Consider the following 16,087-nt stretch of genomic DNA (forward strand, 5'->3'; position numbering starts at 1 on the left):
GCTGGGGACGGGGACGGTGGGGGCAGGGCGTGCCGGCGGCGCCGGGGTCGGGGCCGCGGCGGGGACTTCGGTGCGGACTACGGCAGGGACTGCGGCAGCGGCTCCTGCATGGTCGAGCAGTGGATGCCGCCGCCCCCGGCCATCAGGCGGTCGACGTCGATCTGCACCACGGCGCGGCCCGGGAAGGCCGCGGCGAGCGCCTCCTTCGCGGCGGCGTCCTTGTACGCGTCGCCGAACTGGGCGGTGATGACGCCGCCGTTGACGAGGTGGAAGTTGAGGTAGGAGTCGACGAACTTCGAGCTGCGGGAGCGGACGGTGTCGGGACCGTGCACGGGAATCACCTGGAGCCGGCGGCCCCTGGCGTCGGTCGCGGCCGAGAGGAGGGCGAACTGCTCGCGGGCGTCCTCGGCCCAGGCGTCGTTGCGGTCGGCGGGCGGCAGCTGGACCATCACCACACCGGGCCGGACGAAGCGCGAGGTGACGTCCACATGGTCGTCGGTGATGTCCTGGCCCTTGATGCCGGGCAGCCAGATCATGGTGTCCGCGCCGTAGGCCTCCAGGACGGCGTCCTCGATCTCGTCCCGGCTCATGCCCCGGTTGCGGTTCTTGTTGACCAGGCTGCTCTCGGTGGCCATCACCGTGCCGTCGCCGTCGGTCTCGATCGCGCCGCCCTCGCCGACGAAGTCCGCGTAGGTGAACCGCAGGCCGCGCCGGGTGGCGAGGCGCTCGGCGACCAGGGCGTCGTCGTAGTGGACCTGCTTGTCGCCCCAGCCGTTGAAGTTGAGGACCACGGCGTCCAGGCCGCCGCGGCCGTCCAGGCGGAACACCGGCGCGGTGTCGCGCATCCACAGGTCGTCGGTCGGGATCGCGGTGATCACCTCCACCGCGGAGCCGCACCGGTCCCGGGCCTTGCCCGCCGTCCAGTCGTCGGGGGCGCACATCACCACCGGCTCGAACTCGGCGACGGTCCGCGCGATCAGGGCGATGTCCTCCTGGACCCCGCCCAGGCGAAGCCCCCACACACCCCGGCGGGAGGGCCAGGACATCCAGGTCCGCGCGTGCGGGACGTCGTCCGCCGGCACCCAGGGGAAGTCCTCGGCGGAGCGGTCGTGGTGGAAGAGGGGCATGAGGGTTCTCTCCGATTGTGCGACGGTGCCGGGAGGGGTGCACGGGGCCATCGGATCCACTCTTCGCGCCGCTACGCACCGGCGCACCACGGGAACGGCCGACGGCTGCACCCCGCCTGCGTTGTCAGCGTCGCACTGACTGAAAGTTCAGTCAAACTTCTCGGCATCATATGACCCATGACGCCGGTCTGATCGCGGAGCGTAATGATCGAGGGTGTATCGAGGGTGTTCTGTCGGCGGATGCCCGGTTCGGCGACTCCGCTCAGGAACCGAGTCGGGCCACCTCGGTGTCGATCGCCTCGGACAGCAGCGTCCGGGCGTGCGCCAGCGGCAGGCTCCCGCTGAGCCAGCGCACGCTCAGGCCCTCCAGCAGCGCGGTCAGCCGCTCGGCGGCTCCGGCCAGCGCGACCGCCGAGGACATCGGCTGCACCACGCCGAGCAGTCCGGCGACCTCCTGCACCCAGATCCGGGTGGCCCGCGCCAGGTCCTCGCGCAGGGTCTCGTCGAACACCGCGCTCGCCCGCAGCTCGCCCCAGGCGGTGCTGTTCTCGCGTACCTCGACGGTGTCCTGGAGCTCCAGCAGCAGCGTCTGCTCCAGCTCCTCGCGCGCGGTCGGCGGCGGGGCGTCCGGGTCGCGCTCGGTCGTGTACCGCTCGGCCCGGTCGTTGATGAACTCCAGCGTCTGCCGGAGGATCCCGGTGCGGTCCTTGAAGTGGTAGTAGATCAGCGCGGTGGACACACCCGCCTCGGCCGCGAGTTCCTCCACCCGCAGTCCGCGCACCCCGCGCCGCGCGATCACCCGCGCGGCTGCTTCCATGATCGACGTTTTACGACTGGCCACGATCCACCACCTTACCCGGGCGCCGTGCGGCGGTGCGCCGACCTGCTGAAAGTCCCGTCAGGCCGCAACTCCGCCCCGCGTGCTACCGGGCCGGGGCCGCCAGGTCCTCCAGCACGGCCTGCGCCGCGTTGTGCCCCGGGATGCCGCTGACGCCGCCGCCCCGGACGGCCCCCGCCCCGCAGAGCAGTACGTCCGGCCGGGCCGTCGCCACGCCCCAGCGCGCGGCGGCCGTGCCTTCGTCCGCGTCGGTCCCTTCGCCCACACCGGGCTCCTCGGCGGCGAACGGGAAGGCGAGGTCGCGGTGGAAGATGTGGCCGCCCGGCAGCCCGAGTTCCCGCTCCAGCTCCGGCGGCGTCCGCGCCTCGACGCAGGGCCGGCCGTCGGCGTCCACGGCCAGGCAGTCGGCGATCGGCTCGGCCAGCACCGCGTCCAGCTGCGCCAGGCTCGCGGCCAGGGCGCGTTCCTTGGCCGCCGGGTCGCCGAACAGCCGGGCCGGCATGTGCAGGCCGAACAGGGTCAGCGTCTGCAGCCCCTGCCGGACGGCCTCCGGGCCGAGGATCGACGGATCGGTGAGGGTGTGGCAGTAGATCTCCGACGGCGGTGCCGAGGGCATCCGGCCGGCCGCCGCCTCCGCGTACGCCGTCTCCAACTGCCGGTAGCCCTCGGCGATGTGGAAGGTCCCGGCGAAGGCGTCGCGCGGGTCCGCGCCGGGGTCGCGGAGCCGCGGCAGGCGGCGCAGCACCATGTTGACCTTCAGCTGGGCGCCCTCGGGCGCGGGCTCCGGTGCGGTGCCGAGCAGCCGCGCCAGCGTCGCGGGCGCGGCGTTCACCAGCACCCGGCGCGCCGCCACCGTCGCCTCGCCGTCGGCGTGCCGGTACGACACCTCGGCGTCGCCGCGGCCGTCGCCCGCGATCGCGGTGACCTCGTGCCCGGTCCGGATCTCCGCCCCGGCCGCCAGTGCGGCCCCGGCCAGCGCGTCCGTCACCGCGCCCATCCCGCCGACCGGGACGTCCCAGTCGCCCGTGCCGTTGCCGATCACGTGGTAGAGGAAGCAGCGGTTCTGCCGGAGCGCGGGGTCGTGGGCATGGGTGAACGTGCCGATCAGCGCGTCCGTCAGGACGACGCCGCGCACCAGGTCGTCCGCGAAGGTGCGCTCGACCGTCTCGCCCAGCGGCCGTTCGAACAGGGCCGTCCAGGCAGCCTCGTCCCCGATCCGCCGGCGCAGCTCGGCCCGTGACGGCAGCGGCTCGGTGAGCGTCGGGAACACCCGCTCGGCGACCCGCCCGGTCGTCCCGTAGAACTCCCGCCAGGCCTGCCACTCCCGGTCGGACCCGGTCAGCGCCCGGAACGACTCCCTGGTCCGGCCGGGGTCGCCCGCGTCCACCAGCAGGCCGGTCGGCTTCCCGTCCCGGACGGCCGGGGTGTACGAGGAGATCCGGCGCCGCCGCAGCTCCAGCCGCAGCCCGAGCTCCCGCACCACCTTCGCCGGCAGCAGGCTGACCAGGTAGGAGTACCGCGACAGCCTGGCGTCGACCCCCGGGAACGCCGACGCAGACACCGCCGCACCGCCCGTCCGCGCCAGCCGTTCGAGCACCAGCACCCGGTATCCGCCCCGCGCCAGGTACGCCGCGGCGACCAGCCCGTTGTGTCCACCGCCGACAATCACGGCGTCGTACCGCGAGGACACGTTGGTAGCCATGCGGTCACGGTACGCCACGGCCCTGCCGCTCCGGAACAGCCGTGCGCGGCGGTCGCGGTGGCGCCGGGACGGGGTCGGGCCGCCGTCGGGCGTCACAGCGGCGAGGTGCCTGGCCCCGCCGCCGGGTCGGGCTCGGCGTGCTGCCAGGCCCGGGGCCAGTTGCCGGACGGCGGCGGCGGACCGGCGATCCCGAGGTCCTTCCGGGCGCAGAGGTAGAACCTGTCGCGGGCGTGGCTCAGCCGCTCCTCGGCCCGCACCCAGCCGGCGGCGTCGGAGCGCAGGCCCCGGGCGTACAGCTCCAGGTTCCAGCACTCCTCGTGCCACGACCGCGCCGCTTCGACCGTCGCGGCGTCACCGACCAGCAGCATCGACTCCCACTCGGCGGCCCGCTCGGACTCCGCGCGGGCGAGTTCGGCCAGCCCCTCGCCTATTTCCAAAGGGTCCACCACACCGTCGAAGTTGCGGGCGGCGCCGAGCCGTTGGGCGATCCTGATCTGGGTCTTGAGGATCTTCCCGTAGCTCGCGTAGATCTGGAAGCGCCGGTCGTCCCAGCGTTCGGCGCGGCCGCGGCGCCAGCGGCTGCGTTCGGTGAGGCTCGCCGCCGTGTACGAGCCGACCGAGCCGACGACGACGCCGACCAGGGCGGGCAGTTGGTCCCAGAACGTCACGCTTCCTCCCCCTCCAGGGCCCGGGCGACTGCCAGGGACCTCAGGGTGGCACGGAACCGCGCGGCGGCGAGCGGGAATCCGTGCTCCGGCCCGGCCGGTTCAGGAGTGATCGTCGGCGGGCCGGGTGGTGGGCCAGGCGGTGGGGTCGACGGTGAGCCAGGGGGCGGTGGCGAGGGTGCTGGGGGTGGTGCCGGTGAAGGTCCTGATGTCGCGGTGGAGGTGGGACTGGTCGGTGTATCCGGTGTCGGCCGCCACCCGGGCGGCGCTGTGGCCCGCGGCGAGGCGGTGCGCGGCGTCGTCGAAGCGGACCAGCCGGGCCGCGTGCTTGGGGCCGAGGCCGGTCTGGGCGTGGAAGCGGGACCACAGCCGTTTGCGGCTCCAGCCGATCTCGGCGGCGATCCGCTCGATCCGCACCGCGCCCCGGTGGGTGGTCAACTGGTCCCAGGCGAAGGCGATTTCGGGGTCCACCGGCCGGCCGTCCGCGTACCGGCGGACCAGCGCGGCCTCGGCGATCGCGAAGCGCTCGTCCCAGGAGGCGGCGGCGCGCAGGCGCTCCTCGGTCCGCCTGGCCTCGCGGCCCCACAGCTGGTCGAGCCCGACCACGGCGCCGCCCAACTCCGCCGAGGCGCCCAGGATCCGGTGCGCCACCGGCGGGGCGAGGCGGAGTTGAAGACAGGTGATGGCACTGCCGTGGCCGCGTACGCTGCCGGGCGCGAGCCCGACCACGACGCTGCCGTGCGCCCGGCGGCCGGTCGCGTCGTCGACGGCGAGCGGCGGGTCACCGAGGTCCAGGGCGATCGTGACGGCCGGGTAAGGCACCACGTCCAGGTCGACCGGGGCGAGGGCGTGGAAGCCGGCCATGCCGACACCCCGGATACGGCAGGGGCGCGGGGGAGTTGCGATGTCCCACAGCGGTGCGGGGGCGCGGGTCGGACCGACGGGGCGCATACCGCCAGGCTACGCGACATTCGTCCAATACGCGGGGCCCGGGACGGGGCGACGCTGGAGCAGCGGACCCACCGCCCCGTTCAGAGAGGACAGTTCGCGATGAACCCACCGATCGAAGCAGCCGGCACCGTCGCCGCCCCCGGCACCGTCGCAGCCCCCGCCGTCGCCCCCGGAACCGCCGTCGGCACCACCCCCGCCACCGCCTACGGATCCGCCGTCGAACTCGCCGCCGCCGTCCGCCGGAAGGAGGTGAGCCCGGTCGAGATCGTCGAGGACTGCCTCGCCCGCATCGACGCCCTCGACCCCGCGCTGAACGCCTTCTGCTTCCGGGACGACGACGCCGTCCGCGCGGCCGCCTCCGCCGCCGCCGACGCGGTCGTCCGGGCCGATTCCGCCGACGGGCTCCCGCCGTTCCACGGCGTCCCGCTGCCGATCAAGGACCTGCTGGACGTCCAGGGCTGGCCCACCACGTACGGGTCCGCGGGCGCCGGCCGGGGGCCGGCCGAGACCTCGGAGCCGCTCGTGCGGCGGTTCCTCGCCGCGGGGTTCGTCCTGCTCGGCAAGACCACCACCTCCGAGTTCGGCAGCCTGCCGTTCACCGAGAGCGAGGCGCTCGGCATCACCCGCAATCCGTGGGACCGGGAACGGACGCCGGGCGGCTCGTCGAGCGGCGCGGGCGTCGCCGTCGCCGCCGGGATGGCGCCCCTCGCCCATGCCGAGGACGGCGGCGGGTCGATCCGCATCCCCGCCTCCTGCACCGGCCTGGTCGGCCTCAAGCCGACCCGGGGCCGGGTCACCAACGGGGCCGTCGTCGTCGAGGGGCTCGGCATCGGCGGCGTGGTCACCCGCACCGTGGCCGACACGGCGGCCGTGCTCGACGTGCTCGACCGCCACGATCCGACCGCCTGGTGGTCGCCCCCGGCCCCGGACCGCTCCTTCGCCGACGCGATGTGGGCGGACCCGCCGGCCGGCCTGCGGATTGGCGTCCTGGTGGATCCGCCGGTGGCCGGGATCGCCGTGGACCCGGTCTGCGTGGCGGCCGTCGAGACCGTCCTGCGCACGCTCGAAGCGGCGGGCCACCACATCGTCGACACCCCGCTCCCGCTGCCGCCGACCGAGGAGCTGGTCACGGAGTTCACCGCCATGTGGAACATCGGCGCCGCCGGGGTGCCGCTGGCCGACCCGGAGCGGATCGAGCCGCACAACCGGGCGCTGCGCGACGCGGCGCACGCGATCGACTCGTGGGCCTACGCGGAGGGGGTGCGGCGGGCCCAGCGGATGTCGCGGCGCATCGTCGAGGGCTTCGTCGCCGGGTTCGACCTGCTGGTGACGCCCACCATGGCCTGCCTGCCGCCGCGCATCGGCGCCTGGCGGGCCGGTACCGCCGAGGATCCGCCGGCGGCGCTGCGGAACAGCTACCCGATGGCGGTGTTCACCTCCCTGTTCAATGTGACCGGCCAGCCGGCCGTCTCGCTGCCCGTCCACCACGACGACGCGACCGGCCTGCCGGTCGGGGTCCAGCTCGTCGCCGCACCGTGGCGTGAGGACCTGCTGCTCCAGGTGTCCCGCACGCTGGAGCTGGCGCACCCCTGGGCCGACCGCCGCCCGCCCGGCCTGGGCTGAGACCGCCCGGACGGGGCTGAGATCGCCCGGCGCTGGGCTGAGCCCACCCGGCGCTGTGCTGAGCCCGCCCGGCCTGGCCGCCGGGGGCCCGTGGATACTGATCGGATGCGCACGTACCCGACCGCCGCCGTCGCGGTGAACCTGCTGCTCGGCCTGCCGGCGGTGGTGCCGATCTGGCTGCTCTGGTACTTCGCCGTCAACTGGCCACTCGCCGCCCTCGGTTGGACCCAGGGCGAGCCGACGGAGAACGACGGGATGCTGCCGTGGTTCATGCTCGCGGTGCCGGTGCTGTCGGTGTTCTCGGGCCTCTGGTGGCTGGCCAACCACCTGCTGCGCCGCCGCCGTCGGCACCGGTACGCGGACCCGGGCCCCGCCGGGGCGTACTGGACGACCGGCCTGCTGCTCACCCTGGCGCCCACGGGTGTGCTCGTCGCCGTGCTGCCCTGGGGGCCGGCTTAGGCCCTCCCTTGCGGATCACGCCGTGCGGTCGCGACGTGACCCGCAGGAGAGGGCCCGGTCAGCAGCGCCGTCCCGGCGGCGAGGAGTGCGACGAGGCCGGCCAGGACGAGCACGGTGCCGGGGGAGGTCCGGTCCACGACGCCGCCGCCCGTCAGCGCGGCGATCCCGATGGTGGCCTGGAACGCGGAGGTGAAGAGCACCCCGGCGGCCTCCGGGGCGTGCGGCGCCGCGGCGAGGAACCAGCTGAGCGAGCAGACCGGCACGGCACCGTAGGCCGCTCCCCAGAGCAGCAGCAGGACCGTGGCGCCGGGGCCGCCGGTCCCGAGCACCGGCAGCAGCAGCGTGGCGGCCGCCAGCAGGACGGCGGCCGCGGCGAGGGCCGGGCGCGGGGCGCGGGCCGCGCGGGCGCCGGCGAGCAGGTTGCCGAGCAGTCCGGCCGCCCCGTAGGCGAGCAGCAGGGCGCCGGTCGTGCCGGGGCCGACCCGGGTGACCTCGGTGAGGAACGGGGTGACGTAGGTGTAGGCGCCGAAGTGGGCCAGCACGATCAGGAAGGTCACCGCGAGACCGGCCCGGGTGCCCCGGCCGGTGAGCAGCCCGCGCAGCACCGGGAGTCCGGTGGTGGTGGCCGGCGGCGGCAGCGGGGGCAGTGTCGCCAGCAGGGCGGCCAGCGCGAGCAGCGTCAGGGCGGCCATGGCGGCGAAGGCCGCGCGCCAGCCCGCGAGGGAGCCGAGGAGCACGCCGGCCGGGACCCCGAGGACGGAGCCGAGCGGGACGGCCGTGAAGATCACCGTGTTGGCCCGGGCCTGGCGTTCGGTCGGGACGAGGCGCGGCGCGAGTCCGGAACCGATGGACCAGAACGCGCCGATCACCAGGCCGAGGGCGACCCGGGCCAGCAGCACGGCGCCGTAGGCGGGCGCCACCGCGTTCAGCAGGTCCGCGAGGGCGAGGAGCAGCAGCAGGCCGCAGAGCACGGTGCGCCGGTCGGCCCGCCGGGTCGCGACGGTGACTACGGGCGCGGCCACGGCGGCGACCAGGCCGGGCAGGGTCATCATCAGGCCCGTCGTGCCGTCGGAGATCCGGAAGGTCGCGCCGATCGGGCCGAGCAGCCCGACCGGGAGGATCTCGGTGGTGACGATGGCGAAGACGCCCGCCGTGACGGCGAGGACGGCCGGCAGGCCCCCGGTTCCGCGCCGGTTCCGCGCGTCGTCGCGGGGCGGGGGTCCCGGCGGTGCGGTGGCGGCCGGCGGGCCGGGCAGCCGGGGGCCGGGCTCTGTCTCTGTCTCTGTCTCGGGCACGGCGGAAGCTCCTGTTCTCCGAGGGGTGGGGTGGACACGGCGTCCGGCGACGGAGCGCGGTCCGCGTCGAAGTCCACCAGGGCGAAGGGGAGTCGGTCCGGCGTGAATCGGACGTCGACCGTCCCGCCCCTCGACAGAAAGCTCTCACTGAGAGCTAAAATCGGAGGTATGAGTGCGACCGCCCCGGGCCCGCCCGACCCGGCGCTGGGCGAGGAGTTCTCCACCCTCCTCGTCGGGATCCAGCGCCTGGTGCGACGCCGGCTGCGCGAGGGCCTGAGCGAGCCCCGGCTGCGCGGCGCCCAGGTCGAACTGCTGCGGCTGGTGACGGACTTCCCCGGTCTGCGGGTCTCCGACGCCGCCGCCGAGCTGTGCCTGGCCGCCAACTCGGTCTCCACCCTGGTCAACCAGCTGGTCGCGCTCGGCCTGCTGCGCCGCGAGGTGGACCCGGCCGACCGCCGGGCCGCCCTGCTGTACGCCACCGGCGAGGCCGTGGAGCGGCTGGCGGCCTGGCGGGCCCGGCGGGAGGCGCTGGTCGGCGAGGTGGTGGCGGGGCTGCCCGCCGCCGACCGGGCGGCGCTGGCCGCCGCGCTGCCCGCGCTGCGCGGAGTGGCGACGGGCCTGCGCGAGCGCGCGGGCGAACCGGGCACGGCGGCCCCGGCCGCCGGAGGGAGGACCGGACCATGACGACCGGGCCCAACGAAGCGGTGGTCTGCCGCGGCCTGAGCTACACCTTCCGCCGGGGCCGGCGGAAGGGCGGCGACACCAGGGCCGTCGACGGCGTCGACCTGACCGTGCGGGCCGGCGAGGTCTTCGGACTGCTCGGCCCCAACGGCGCCGGCAAGACCACCACGATCCGGGCGATCACCACCCTGCTGCCGACCGCTGCCGGGATGGTCCGGGTCTTCGGCCACGACGCGGCCGGGCGCCGGGCGGAGGTCCGCCGGCTGCTCGGCTACGTCCCGCAGCAGCTCTCCGCCGACGCCGGACTGACCGGCCGGGAGAACGTCGCGCTGTTTGCCCGGGTCTTCGACGTGCCGCGCGCCGAACGGTCCGCGCGGGTCGCCCAGGCACTGGCCGCCGTGGACCTCACCGAGGCCGCCGACCGGTCGGCCGGCACCTACTCCGGCGGCATGGTGCGACGGCTGGAACTCGCCCAGGCGCTGGTCAGTGCCCCACGGCTGCTGGTGCTGGACGAGCCCACCATCGGCCTGGACCCGATCGCCCGCGCGAGCGTCTGGGAGCGGGTCGACGCCGTCCGCCGCGCCACCGGGATGACGGTGCTGGTGACCACCCACTACATGGACGAGGCCGACCGCCACTGCGACCGGATCGCCCTCATGGACCGGGGCCGGATCCGCGCGCTCGGCACCCCCGGCGAACTCAAGGCCCGGGTCCGTGAGCAGGACCCCGCACTGCCCGATCCCACGCTCGACGACGTGTTCCGCCACTTCTCGGGCCGCGGCCTCGCCCGCGGCGAGGGTACGGAAGGAGACTTCAACGATGTCCGCCGGACCCGCCGCACAGCCAACCGCGTCGGCTGACGCACTCGACCTGGGCCTGCTGCTGGTGCCCCCGCCGCCCCGCACCGGCTGGCGCCAGGTGCCCGCCCGGGTCGCCGCGATGTGCGTGGTCGAGCTCCAGAAGCTGCGCCACGACCGGACCGAGGTCTACACCCGGGCGGTCCAGCCCGCGCTCTGGCTGCTGATCTTCGGCGAGACCTTCACCCGGCTGAAGGCGATCCCCACCGACGGGATCCCGTACCTGGACTACCTGGCCCCCGGGATCATCGCGCAGTCCGCGATGTTCGTGGCGATCTTCTACGGCATCATGATCATCTGGGAGCGGGACTCCGGCGTGCTCACCAAACTGCTGGTGACACCGACCCCGAGAGCCGCACTGGTCACCGGCAAGGCCTTCGCCGCCGGGGTCAAGGCAGTACTGCAGGCCGTCGTGGTCGTGCTGCTCGCGGCGGTGCTCGGGGTGGCGATGACCTGGAACCCGCTGCGGCTGCTCGGAGTCGTGGCGGTGGTGGTCCTCGGCTCGGCCTTCTTCTCCTGCCTCTCCATGACCATCGCCGGGATCGTCCTCACCCGCGACCGTCTCATGGGCATTGGACAGGCCATCACGATGCCGTTGTTCTTCGGCTCCAACGCCCTCTACCCGGTCGACCTGATGCCGGGCTGGCTCCAGGCGATCAGCCTGGCCAACCCGCTCAGCTACCAGGTCGACGCCCTGCGCGGGCTGCTGATCGGCACCCCCTCGCACCTGCTGCTGGACTTCGGCGTCCTCACCCTGGCCACCGCCCTCGGCATCACCTCCGCCTCCGCCCTGCTGGGCCGCCTCGCCCGCTGACCGGTTGCCCCGGTAGGCATGCCGGGGTGGCCGGTCCGGTGTGCCCGTCGGCGATCGGGGGAGTGCGCGTCACCCGTTGGAGTGGAACTCCGTGTCCGTCCGCGTGGGGCGGGCGATCCGCCCACGAACGGTGCGCTCGGATACGGATCGGCCAACAGGCCCACCCCGTCACGACCCTGGAGCAACCCGTGGGACGACCCTTCTTCTTCAAGCAGCCCTTCCCCGTGGCTGTCGCCGCCCTGGTGGTCGGCGCGACCGCCGCGATGGGCGTGCCGGCGCTGGCGGACGGTCAGGACCGGGCGGACACCCACCGTTCGGTCAGGGCGGCCGTCAAGCCCGACCTCGTCATCGACAGCGTGGCGGCGCCGCTGGCGGGCGGCGCGATCCCGGACGTCGGTGTCCCCTACGCCACCAAGGCCACCTTCAAGGCCGCCAGGGGCAGCGACCCCGGTACCGCGTACGGCCTCTGTACGAAGATGGTCGCCGGCGCGGAGGCCGACAGCGTCTACTGCACGCTCCAGCTCAAGTTCGACGAAGGCTCGGAGCTCGCCATCGCCGTGCTCGCCTCCGTCGCGCACGAGGGGGTCAAGCTCAAGGAGTTCACCGGCTCCGTCGTCGGTGGCACGCTCCGGTTCTCCGACTCCACCGGCAACGCCAACTTCAGTGCGAACGAGGACGCCGGCTACGACCTGATGTTCTGAGCCCCCCCGGACCTTCCGCATCCGCCCGGGGCCGTCGCGGGAAACACGGCGGCGTCAGATGCGGTCGGCCGACCACGCCGGGTCGCGGCCGGTGAGGGCCAGCAGCTGGTCCTCGGCGTCCGCGCCCGGCGGCGCGGCGAACGGTGGGTCGAAGCGGCCGGTGCCGGCCAGGTCGCGGTAGCCGTGGAACTCCGCGAGCGCGTAGCGGGCGGAGCCCGGGGGCATCCGGCCGTGCTCGCCGAGGGCCCGGGAGAGGTCCCAGCTGTGGACGACGGTCTCGGCTACCAGCTCGCGGGCGTAGCCGCCGGCGTCCCGTACGCCATAGCCGAGGTGGACCAGGAGGTCGGGGGCGCCGGGCCGGGCGAGTGCGCGTTGGGCGCTGCGCACGGCCATGGTCCAGACGCCCAGCGGGTTGCGGCCGAGGACGTCGCCCTCGAAGCGGCGGCCGATCTGGGCCGGGGTGTAGCCGGCGATCGCCTGGCACACCCACAGGTGCTGGGCGGCGAGGTGGTTCACCAGTGTGCGCACGTCCCAGTCGCGGCACGGGGTGGGTGCGGTCCAGAGGTCCTCGGGCGCCGAGCGCAGCAGCCGGGCCACTTCGGCGCCGGTGGCCGCGTAGCGCTCGCGGACCTCGGTGTGGAATCCGGGTGGGTGGGGACATTCCATCGCCGGGCCTCCGTTTCTGCCCTGCTCACTCCCAGTAAACCGCTACGGGGCGTGACCCGCCAGGGGGGTGGATGCCGCTTCCGCTGCGGGTCTCCGCAGACCGGTGCGGTCCGTGGTCACTGTGCGTGGCGGTGGCGAGGCGCTCTGGTGGAGCCGGGAGGGCCTCTGTAATGTCCACGCCATGACGACCGTTCGGCGCCGGGCCGCGCTCACCGCGACCCTCATCGGCGCTCTCGCCGCCTCGATCCTCCCCACCGCCGCCACCGCCCACGCGGCCGGTCCCGGCTGCCGGCCCGTCGAGTCCGCGCCGCTCGACCGGGAACAGGCCCGCACCGCGGACCCGCGGACCGCCGCGCTGACCGAACGCGGGGGCTTCGGCGACTTCGTCGCCCGGTTCCCCGCCGCGCTGTGCACCGCCCGCAACGCCGACGAGGCCGGTCGGCTGCTCGACGCCTGGGGCGGGGCGCTCTGGCGGGCCGGTGTGGACCGCGCCCAGGGCCGCCGGCCCGGCGGCGACCTGCCGACCGCCGACGACCGGCCGCTCTACTGGACCAGGGTCGCCATGACCGTCCGGCTCGCGCGCTGGCAGCCGGGCTTCAGTGTCGACCCGGCCGCGCTGCGGCAGCGCTTCGAGGACGCCTCGCGCGGACTGGCCGACAGCGGGTTCAGCGGCCGCCCGGGCGTGCGGCGGATCTTCATCAGCGGCTTCGACCCCTTCGGCCTGGACGCCGAGCCGCGTCGCGCCAACCCCTCCGGCTCGGCGGCGCTGCAACTCGACGGCCGCCGGATCACCCTGGCCGACGGCACCCCGGCCGAGATCCGCTCGGTGCTCCTCCCGGTCCGCTACGGCGACTTCGACCTCGGCATGGTCGAGCGCGCCTACGCCCCTCGGCTCGCCCGCGGCCCCCGCGCCGCGGACCTCATCACCACCATCAGCCAGGGCTACCCCGGGCTGTTCACCCTGGAGGCCTGGGCCGGCCGCTCCCGCTCCGCCGACCCCTACCCCGACAACATCGGCGCGCTCTCCGGCGGCACCCGGGACCACCCCGTCACCGCCCCGGGGCTCGGCCCGGGTGCCGAGTTCATCGCCACCAGCCTGCCCACCGGCCCGATGACCGCCGTGCAGCAGCCCTACCCGGTGCTGCTGAACACCACCGTCACCGAGATCCCGGCCGGCGGGACCGGCCCGGTCGACCGGGAGGGCGGGCCGACCCCCGGCTCGCGGGCGGTCGCCGGCGGCGGCGGGGGCTATCTCTCCAACGAGGTCGCCTACCGCACCAACCGGCTGCGCCTGGAACTCGCCCCGCAACTGCCCGGCGGTCACCTGCACACCCCGGTGCTCACCGGCCTCCCGGAGCAGCCGGAGCTGCTGACCGGGCCGGCCTTCGAGCAGAACGAGGCCGCGATCACCGGCGAGGTCCTCGACATCCTGCGGCACACCTCGGGCTGACGCCGGGTCGGCGGGCGGTGGCCGGGGTGCCGCCGCCCGCGCGACCGGTGGATGCGTCCGCCGGGCGCATGGCAGAATCGTGCGGTCGCGCATGTTCATCGGGGGATGACAGCTCATGTGGTCGGTGGAGAAGGAGCGGGAAGTCGGCGTGCCCGACGCCCACCGTGAACGCGGTGCGCGCGGTGCGCGCAGTGCGCGTGGCGAACGTGGCGAACGCGGGCCGGGAGTGCTGCCGGCCGTCGGACTGAGCCGGGCCGAGCTCAGGGTGGCCGAGCTGGCCGCGCGCGGCCGGACCAACCGTCAGATCGCCCATGAGCTCTTCATCACCATCAGCACCGTCGAACAGCATCTGACCAGCTCCTACCGCAAGCTCAGGGTCAAGCGCCGGGCGGACCTGCCGGTGCACCTCCTGCCCGACGCCCCGGCCGACGCGTCCGGCCGGGCCGCTGCGGTGACTGGCTGATCCCGGCCGCCGCGGCGGCACCGGACGAGTGACCGTCCGGGTGCTTCGCGACCGGAGGTTTTCCGGCGGGCGGGCCCGTCCGGAGAACAAATCCCACCGATTTGGTACAAGGTGCCGCCTGCACCAGCATGGGCGTCCGCTCCACCGAGCGCGCAGGACAGGAAAGGCCCGACGCCCCCATGCAGACCAGCCCGGCCGCGACCCGGCAGGCACCCCGACCCGCGCGGACGGACGTCGACCCGACGCCCGCGCCGTCGCTCCCGCCCCACGCCCTGGCTGCGGCCCCCGCCGGCCGCCGCTTCGGCCTGCCGACCGCGACCGCGCTGGTGATGGGCAACATCATCGGCGGCGGCATTTTCATGATCCCCGCCGCCGTGGCCCCCTACGGGACGGTCAGCCTGCTCGCCTTCGCCGTGCTGACGGTCGGGGCGATCACCCTGGCCCTGGTCTTCGGCCGGCTCGCGCGCCGCGACCCGCGCACCGGCGGCCCGTACGTCTACGCCCGCGAGGCGTTCGGCGACTTCGCCGGCTTCCTGGCCGCGTGGTCGTACTGGATCACCACCTGGGTCAGCAATGCCGCCCTCGCCGTCGCCGCCGTCGGCTACCTCGACGTGCTGTGGCCCCGCGGCCACTCCACCGGCCTCACCCTCGCCTGCGCGCTCGCCGTCCAATGGCTGCCCGCGCTCGCCAACCTGGCCGGCACCCGCTACGTCGGCACCGTCCAACTCGTCTCCACCGTGCTCAAGTTCGTCGCGCTGATGGTGGTCGCGGTGGCCGGTCTCACCGCCTTCGACCCGGCGAACCTCGGCCCCTTCGACGCGACCGGCGAGGGCTGGCTCGGCGGGACGACGGCCGCCGCGGCGATCCTGCTCTTCAGCTACCTCGGCGTGGAGTCGGCCGCCATGAGCGCGGGCCAGGTCCGCGACCCCGAACGCAACGTCGGCCGCGCCAGCGTGCTCGGCACCGCCGGCGCCGCGGTGGTCTACCTGCTGGGCACGCTCGCCGTGTTCGGCTCGGTGGCCCACGAGCGGCTGATCCACTCCACCGCGCCCTTCTCCGACGCCGTGAACACCGTCTTCGGCGGCTCCTGGGGCGGAACGGCCGTCGCCGTCGCCGCCCTCGTCTCGATGACCGGCGCGCTCAACGGCTGGACCCTGCTCTCCGCCCAGGCCCCCTGCGCCGCCGCCAAGGACGGCCTGTTCCCCGCCGTCTTCACCGTCGAACGCCACGGCGTCCCCGTCGTCGGCGTCCTGGTCGGCGTCACCCTCGCCTCGCTGCTCACCGTCCTCAACTTCGCCTCCGGCGCGAAGTCCGCCTTCGACACCCTGGTACTGGTCACCACCTTCACCGCGACCGTCCCCTACCTCCTCTCCACCGCCGCCCAACTCCGCTGGCTGCTGCGCGGCGACCGCACCCGCGTCGCCCCCGCCCGCCTCGCCCGCGACCTCACCCTGGCCCTCGGCGCCTTCGCCTTCTCCGCCTGGCTCGCCGTCGGCTCCGGCTACGCCGCCATCTGCCAGGGCGCCCTCTTCCTGCTCGCCGGCATCCTCGTCCACGCGGTCCGGACCGTCCGGAGCACCCGCACCGCCCGCCGCCGCGCCTGAACCCCGTCGGACCCGAGCCGCCGGAGGGCCCGCACCACCCGGTGCGGGCCCTCCGGCGGATCAGCTCCGGGGCGGTCAGGCCGGGAGGGCGGCCGGGGTGGGGGCGACGAGGCCGAAGAGGTCGGTGACGGTGGTGAGGGCGGCGGACTGGAGGGCGGTGGCGGGGAGGAGGGTGCCGTCGGGGGCGGGGA

15 protein-coding genes and 1 pseudogene are annotated in these 16,087 nt (G+C 74.9%); 9 read left to right on the forward strand and 7 right to left on the reverse strand.

The genetic code is table 11. The annotated features are described in order from the left end of the window. Positions 1–77 precede the first annotated feature (77 nt). The 5 genes from ADK60_RS12330 to ADK60_RS12350 form a co-directional block, all read right to left on the reverse strand. The gene (locus tag ADK60_RS12330) at positions 78–1,127 is read right to left on the reverse strand and encodes an agmatine deiminase family protein (RefSeq protein WP_053645617.1); all 1,050 of its coding nucleotides are present in this window, start codon (positions 1,125–1,127) and stop codon (positions 78–80) included. A gap of 262 nt (positions 1,128–1,389) precedes the next feature. Beyond that, complete coding sequence (locus tag ADK60_RS12335) at positions 1,390–1,944, reverse strand: TetR/AcrR family transcriptional regulator (protein ID WP_502687418.1); 555 nt, start codon at positions 1,942–1,944, stop codon at positions 1,390–1,392. A 106-nt stretch (positions 1,945–2,050) separates the two neighbouring features. Next, on the reverse strand, positions 2,051–3,667 hold the full coding sequence (locus ADK60_RS12340) for a phytoene desaturase family protein (RefSeq protein ID WP_053645642.1): 1,617 nt from the start codon (positions 3,665–3,667) through the stop codon (positions 2,051–2,053). 92 nt (positions 3,668–3,759) lie between these two features. Beyond that, positions 3,760–4,335 carry a hypothetical protein gene (locus tag ADK60_RS12345; protein ID WP_053645620.1) on the reverse strand — a complete coding sequence of 192 codons (576 nt, stop codon included), beginning with the start codon at positions 4,333–4,335 and terminating at the stop codon, positions 3,760–3,762. Between the two features lie 99 nt (positions 4,336–4,434). Beyond that, complete coding sequence (locus ADK60_RS12350; RefSeq protein ID WP_199839655.1) at positions 4,435–5,196, reverse strand: helix-turn-helix domain-containing protein; 762 nt, start codon at positions 5,194–5,196, stop codon at positions 4,435–4,437. A gap of 186 nt (positions 5,197–5,382) precedes the next feature. Between ADK60_RS12350 and ADK60_RS12355 the strand changes: the two genes are divergently transcribed. After that, positions 5,383–6,906 carry an amidase gene (locus ADK60_RS12355; protein WP_053645624.1) on the forward strand — a complete coding sequence of 508 codons (1,524 nt, stop codon included), beginning with the start codon at positions 5,383–5,385 and terminating at the stop codon, positions 6,904–6,906. Positions 6,907–7,011: 105 nt separating this feature from the next. After that, entirely contained in the window at positions 7,012–7,365 is a 354-nt protein-coding gene (locus ADK60_RS12360) for a hypothetical protein (RefSeq protein WP_053645626.1), read from the forward strand. Here the strand turns inward: ADK60_RS12360 and ADK60_RS12365 are convergent. Then, positions 7,362–8,660 (reverse strand): MFS transporter, encoded by a 1,299-nt coding sequence (locus tag ADK60_RS12365; RefSeq protein ID WP_502687419.1) that lies wholly within the window; start codon positions 8,658–8,660, stop codon positions 7,362–7,364. The genes ADK60_RS12360 and ADK60_RS12365 overlap by 4 nt on opposite strands. 168 nt (positions 8,661–8,828) lie before the next feature. On the opposite strand from ADK60_RS12365, the gene ADK60_RS12370 reads away from it, so the two are divergent. From ADK60_RS12370 to ADK60_RS12385, 4 genes are all read left to right on the forward strand, one after another. Then, positions 8,829–9,344, forward strand: a complete 516-nt coding sequence (locus ADK60_RS12370; protein WP_053645629.1) for a MarR family winged helix-turn-helix transcriptional regulator — start codon at positions 8,829–8,831, stop codon at positions 9,342–9,344. Beyond that, positions 9,341–10,201 carry an ATP-binding cassette domain-containing protein gene (locus tag ADK60_RS12375; protein WP_053645631.1) on the forward strand — a complete coding sequence of 287 codons (861 nt, stop codon included), beginning with the start codon at positions 9,341–9,343 and terminating at the stop codon, positions 10,199–10,201. Before ADK60_RS12370 ends, ADK60_RS12375 begins: the two co-directional genes overlap by 4 nt. Continuing rightward, the gene (locus tag ADK60_RS12380; protein WP_053645632.1) at positions 10,161–11,012 is read left to right on the forward strand and encodes an ABC transporter permease; all 852 of its coding nucleotides are present in this window, start codon (positions 10,161–10,163) and stop codon (positions 11,010–11,012) included. The genes ADK60_RS12375 and ADK60_RS12380 overlap by 41 nt, the downstream gene beginning before the upstream one ends. A gap of 188 nt (positions 11,013–11,200) precedes the next feature. After that, positions 11,201–11,713: a hypothetical protein gene (locus tag ADK60_RS12385; RefSeq protein ID WP_053645634.1), complete on the forward strand. Its 513-nt coding sequence runs from the start codon at positions 11,201–11,203 to the stop codon at positions 11,711–11,713. 54 nt (positions 11,714–11,767) lie between these two features. Here ADK60_RS12385 and ADK60_RS12390 read toward each other — a convergent pair whose 3' ends face one another. Beyond that, on the reverse strand, positions 11,768–12,379 hold the full coding sequence (locus ADK60_RS12390; protein WP_053645636.1) for a TIGR03086 family metal-binding protein: 612 nt from the start codon (positions 12,377–12,379) through the stop codon (positions 11,768–11,770). Between the two features lie 181 nt (positions 12,380–12,560). Between ADK60_RS12390 and ADK60_RS12395 the strand changes: the two genes are divergently transcribed. The 3 genes and pseudogenes from ADK60_RS12395 (at position 12,561) to ADK60_RS12405 (ending at position 15,896) form a co-directional block, all read left to right on the forward strand. Next, entirely contained in the window at positions 12,561–13,829 is a 1,269-nt protein-coding gene (locus ADK60_RS12395; protein WP_053645638.1) for a PA0049 C-terminal domain-containing protein, read from the forward strand. Between the two features lie 241 nt (positions 13,830–14,070). Further along, positions 14,071–14,292, forward strand: a pseudogene (locus ADK60_RS46430) (helix-turn-helix domain-containing protein); the annotation flags it as partial. 179 nt (positions 14,293–14,471) lie between these two features. Beyond that, positions 14,472–15,896, forward strand: coding sequence for an amino acid permease (locus ADK60_RS12405; RefSeq protein WP_079008297.1), 1,425 nt, complete (start codon positions 14,472–14,474; stop codon positions 15,894–15,896). Positions 15,897–16,087: the final 191 nt, after the last annotated feature.

Origin of the sequence: Streptomyces sp. XY431 (assembly GCF_001279805.1) — a bacterium.
GTDB lineage: Bacteria > Actinomycetota > Actinomycetes > Streptomycetales > Streptomycetaceae > Kitasatospora > Kitasatospora purpeofusca.

Excerpts from the sequence above, each read along its gene's own strand:
- ADK60_RS12330 (WP_053645617.1), bottom strand. The coding sequence starts at position 1,127 with ATGCCCCTCTTCCACCACGACCGCTCCGCCGAGGACTTCCCCTGGGTG.
- ADK60_RS12335 (WP_502687418.1), bottom strand. The coding sequence starts at position 1,944 with ATGGAAGCAGCCGCGCGGGTGATCGCGCGGCGCGGGGTGCGCGGACTG.
- ADK60_RS12340 (WP_053645642.1), bottom strand. The coding sequence starts at position 3,667 with ATGGCTACCAACGTGTCCTCGCGGTACGACGCCGTGATTGTCGGCGGT.
- ADK60_RS12350 (WP_199839655.1), bottom strand. The coding sequence starts at position 5,196 with ATGGCCGGCTTCCACGCCCTCGCCCCGGTCGACCTGGACGTGGTGCCT.
- ADK60_RS12355 (WP_053645624.1), top strand. The coding sequence starts at position 5,383 with ATGAACCCACCGATCGAAGCAGCCGGCACCGTCGCCGCCCCCGGCACC.
- ADK60_RS12360 (WP_053645626.1), top strand. The coding sequence starts at position 7,012 with ATGCGCACGTACCCGACCGCCGCCGTCGCGGTGAACCTGCTGCTCGGC.
- ADK60_RS12370 (WP_053645629.1), top strand. The coding sequence starts at position 8,829 with ATGAGTGCGACCGCCCCGGGCCCGCCCGACCCGGCGCTGGGCGAGGAG.
- ADK60_RS12375 (WP_053645631.1), top strand. The coding sequence starts at position 9,341 with ATGACGACCGGGCCCAACGAAGCGGTGGTCTGCCGCGGCCTGAGCTAC.
- ADK60_RS12380 (WP_053645632.1), top strand. The coding sequence starts at position 10,161 with ATGTCCGCCGGACCCGCCGCACAGCCAACCGCGTCGGCTGACGCACTC.
- ADK60_RS12390 (WP_053645636.1), bottom strand. The coding sequence starts at position 12,379 with ATGGAATGTCCCCACCCACCCGGATTCCACACCGAGGTCCGCGAGCGC.
- ADK60_RS12395 (WP_053645638.1), top strand. The coding sequence starts at position 12,561 with ATGACGACCGTTCGGCGCCGGGCCGCGCTCACCGCGACCCTCATCGGC.
- ADK60_RS12405 (WP_079008297.1), top strand. The coding sequence starts at position 14,472 with ATGCAGACCAGCCCGGCCGCGACCCGGCAGGCACCCCGACCCGCGCGG.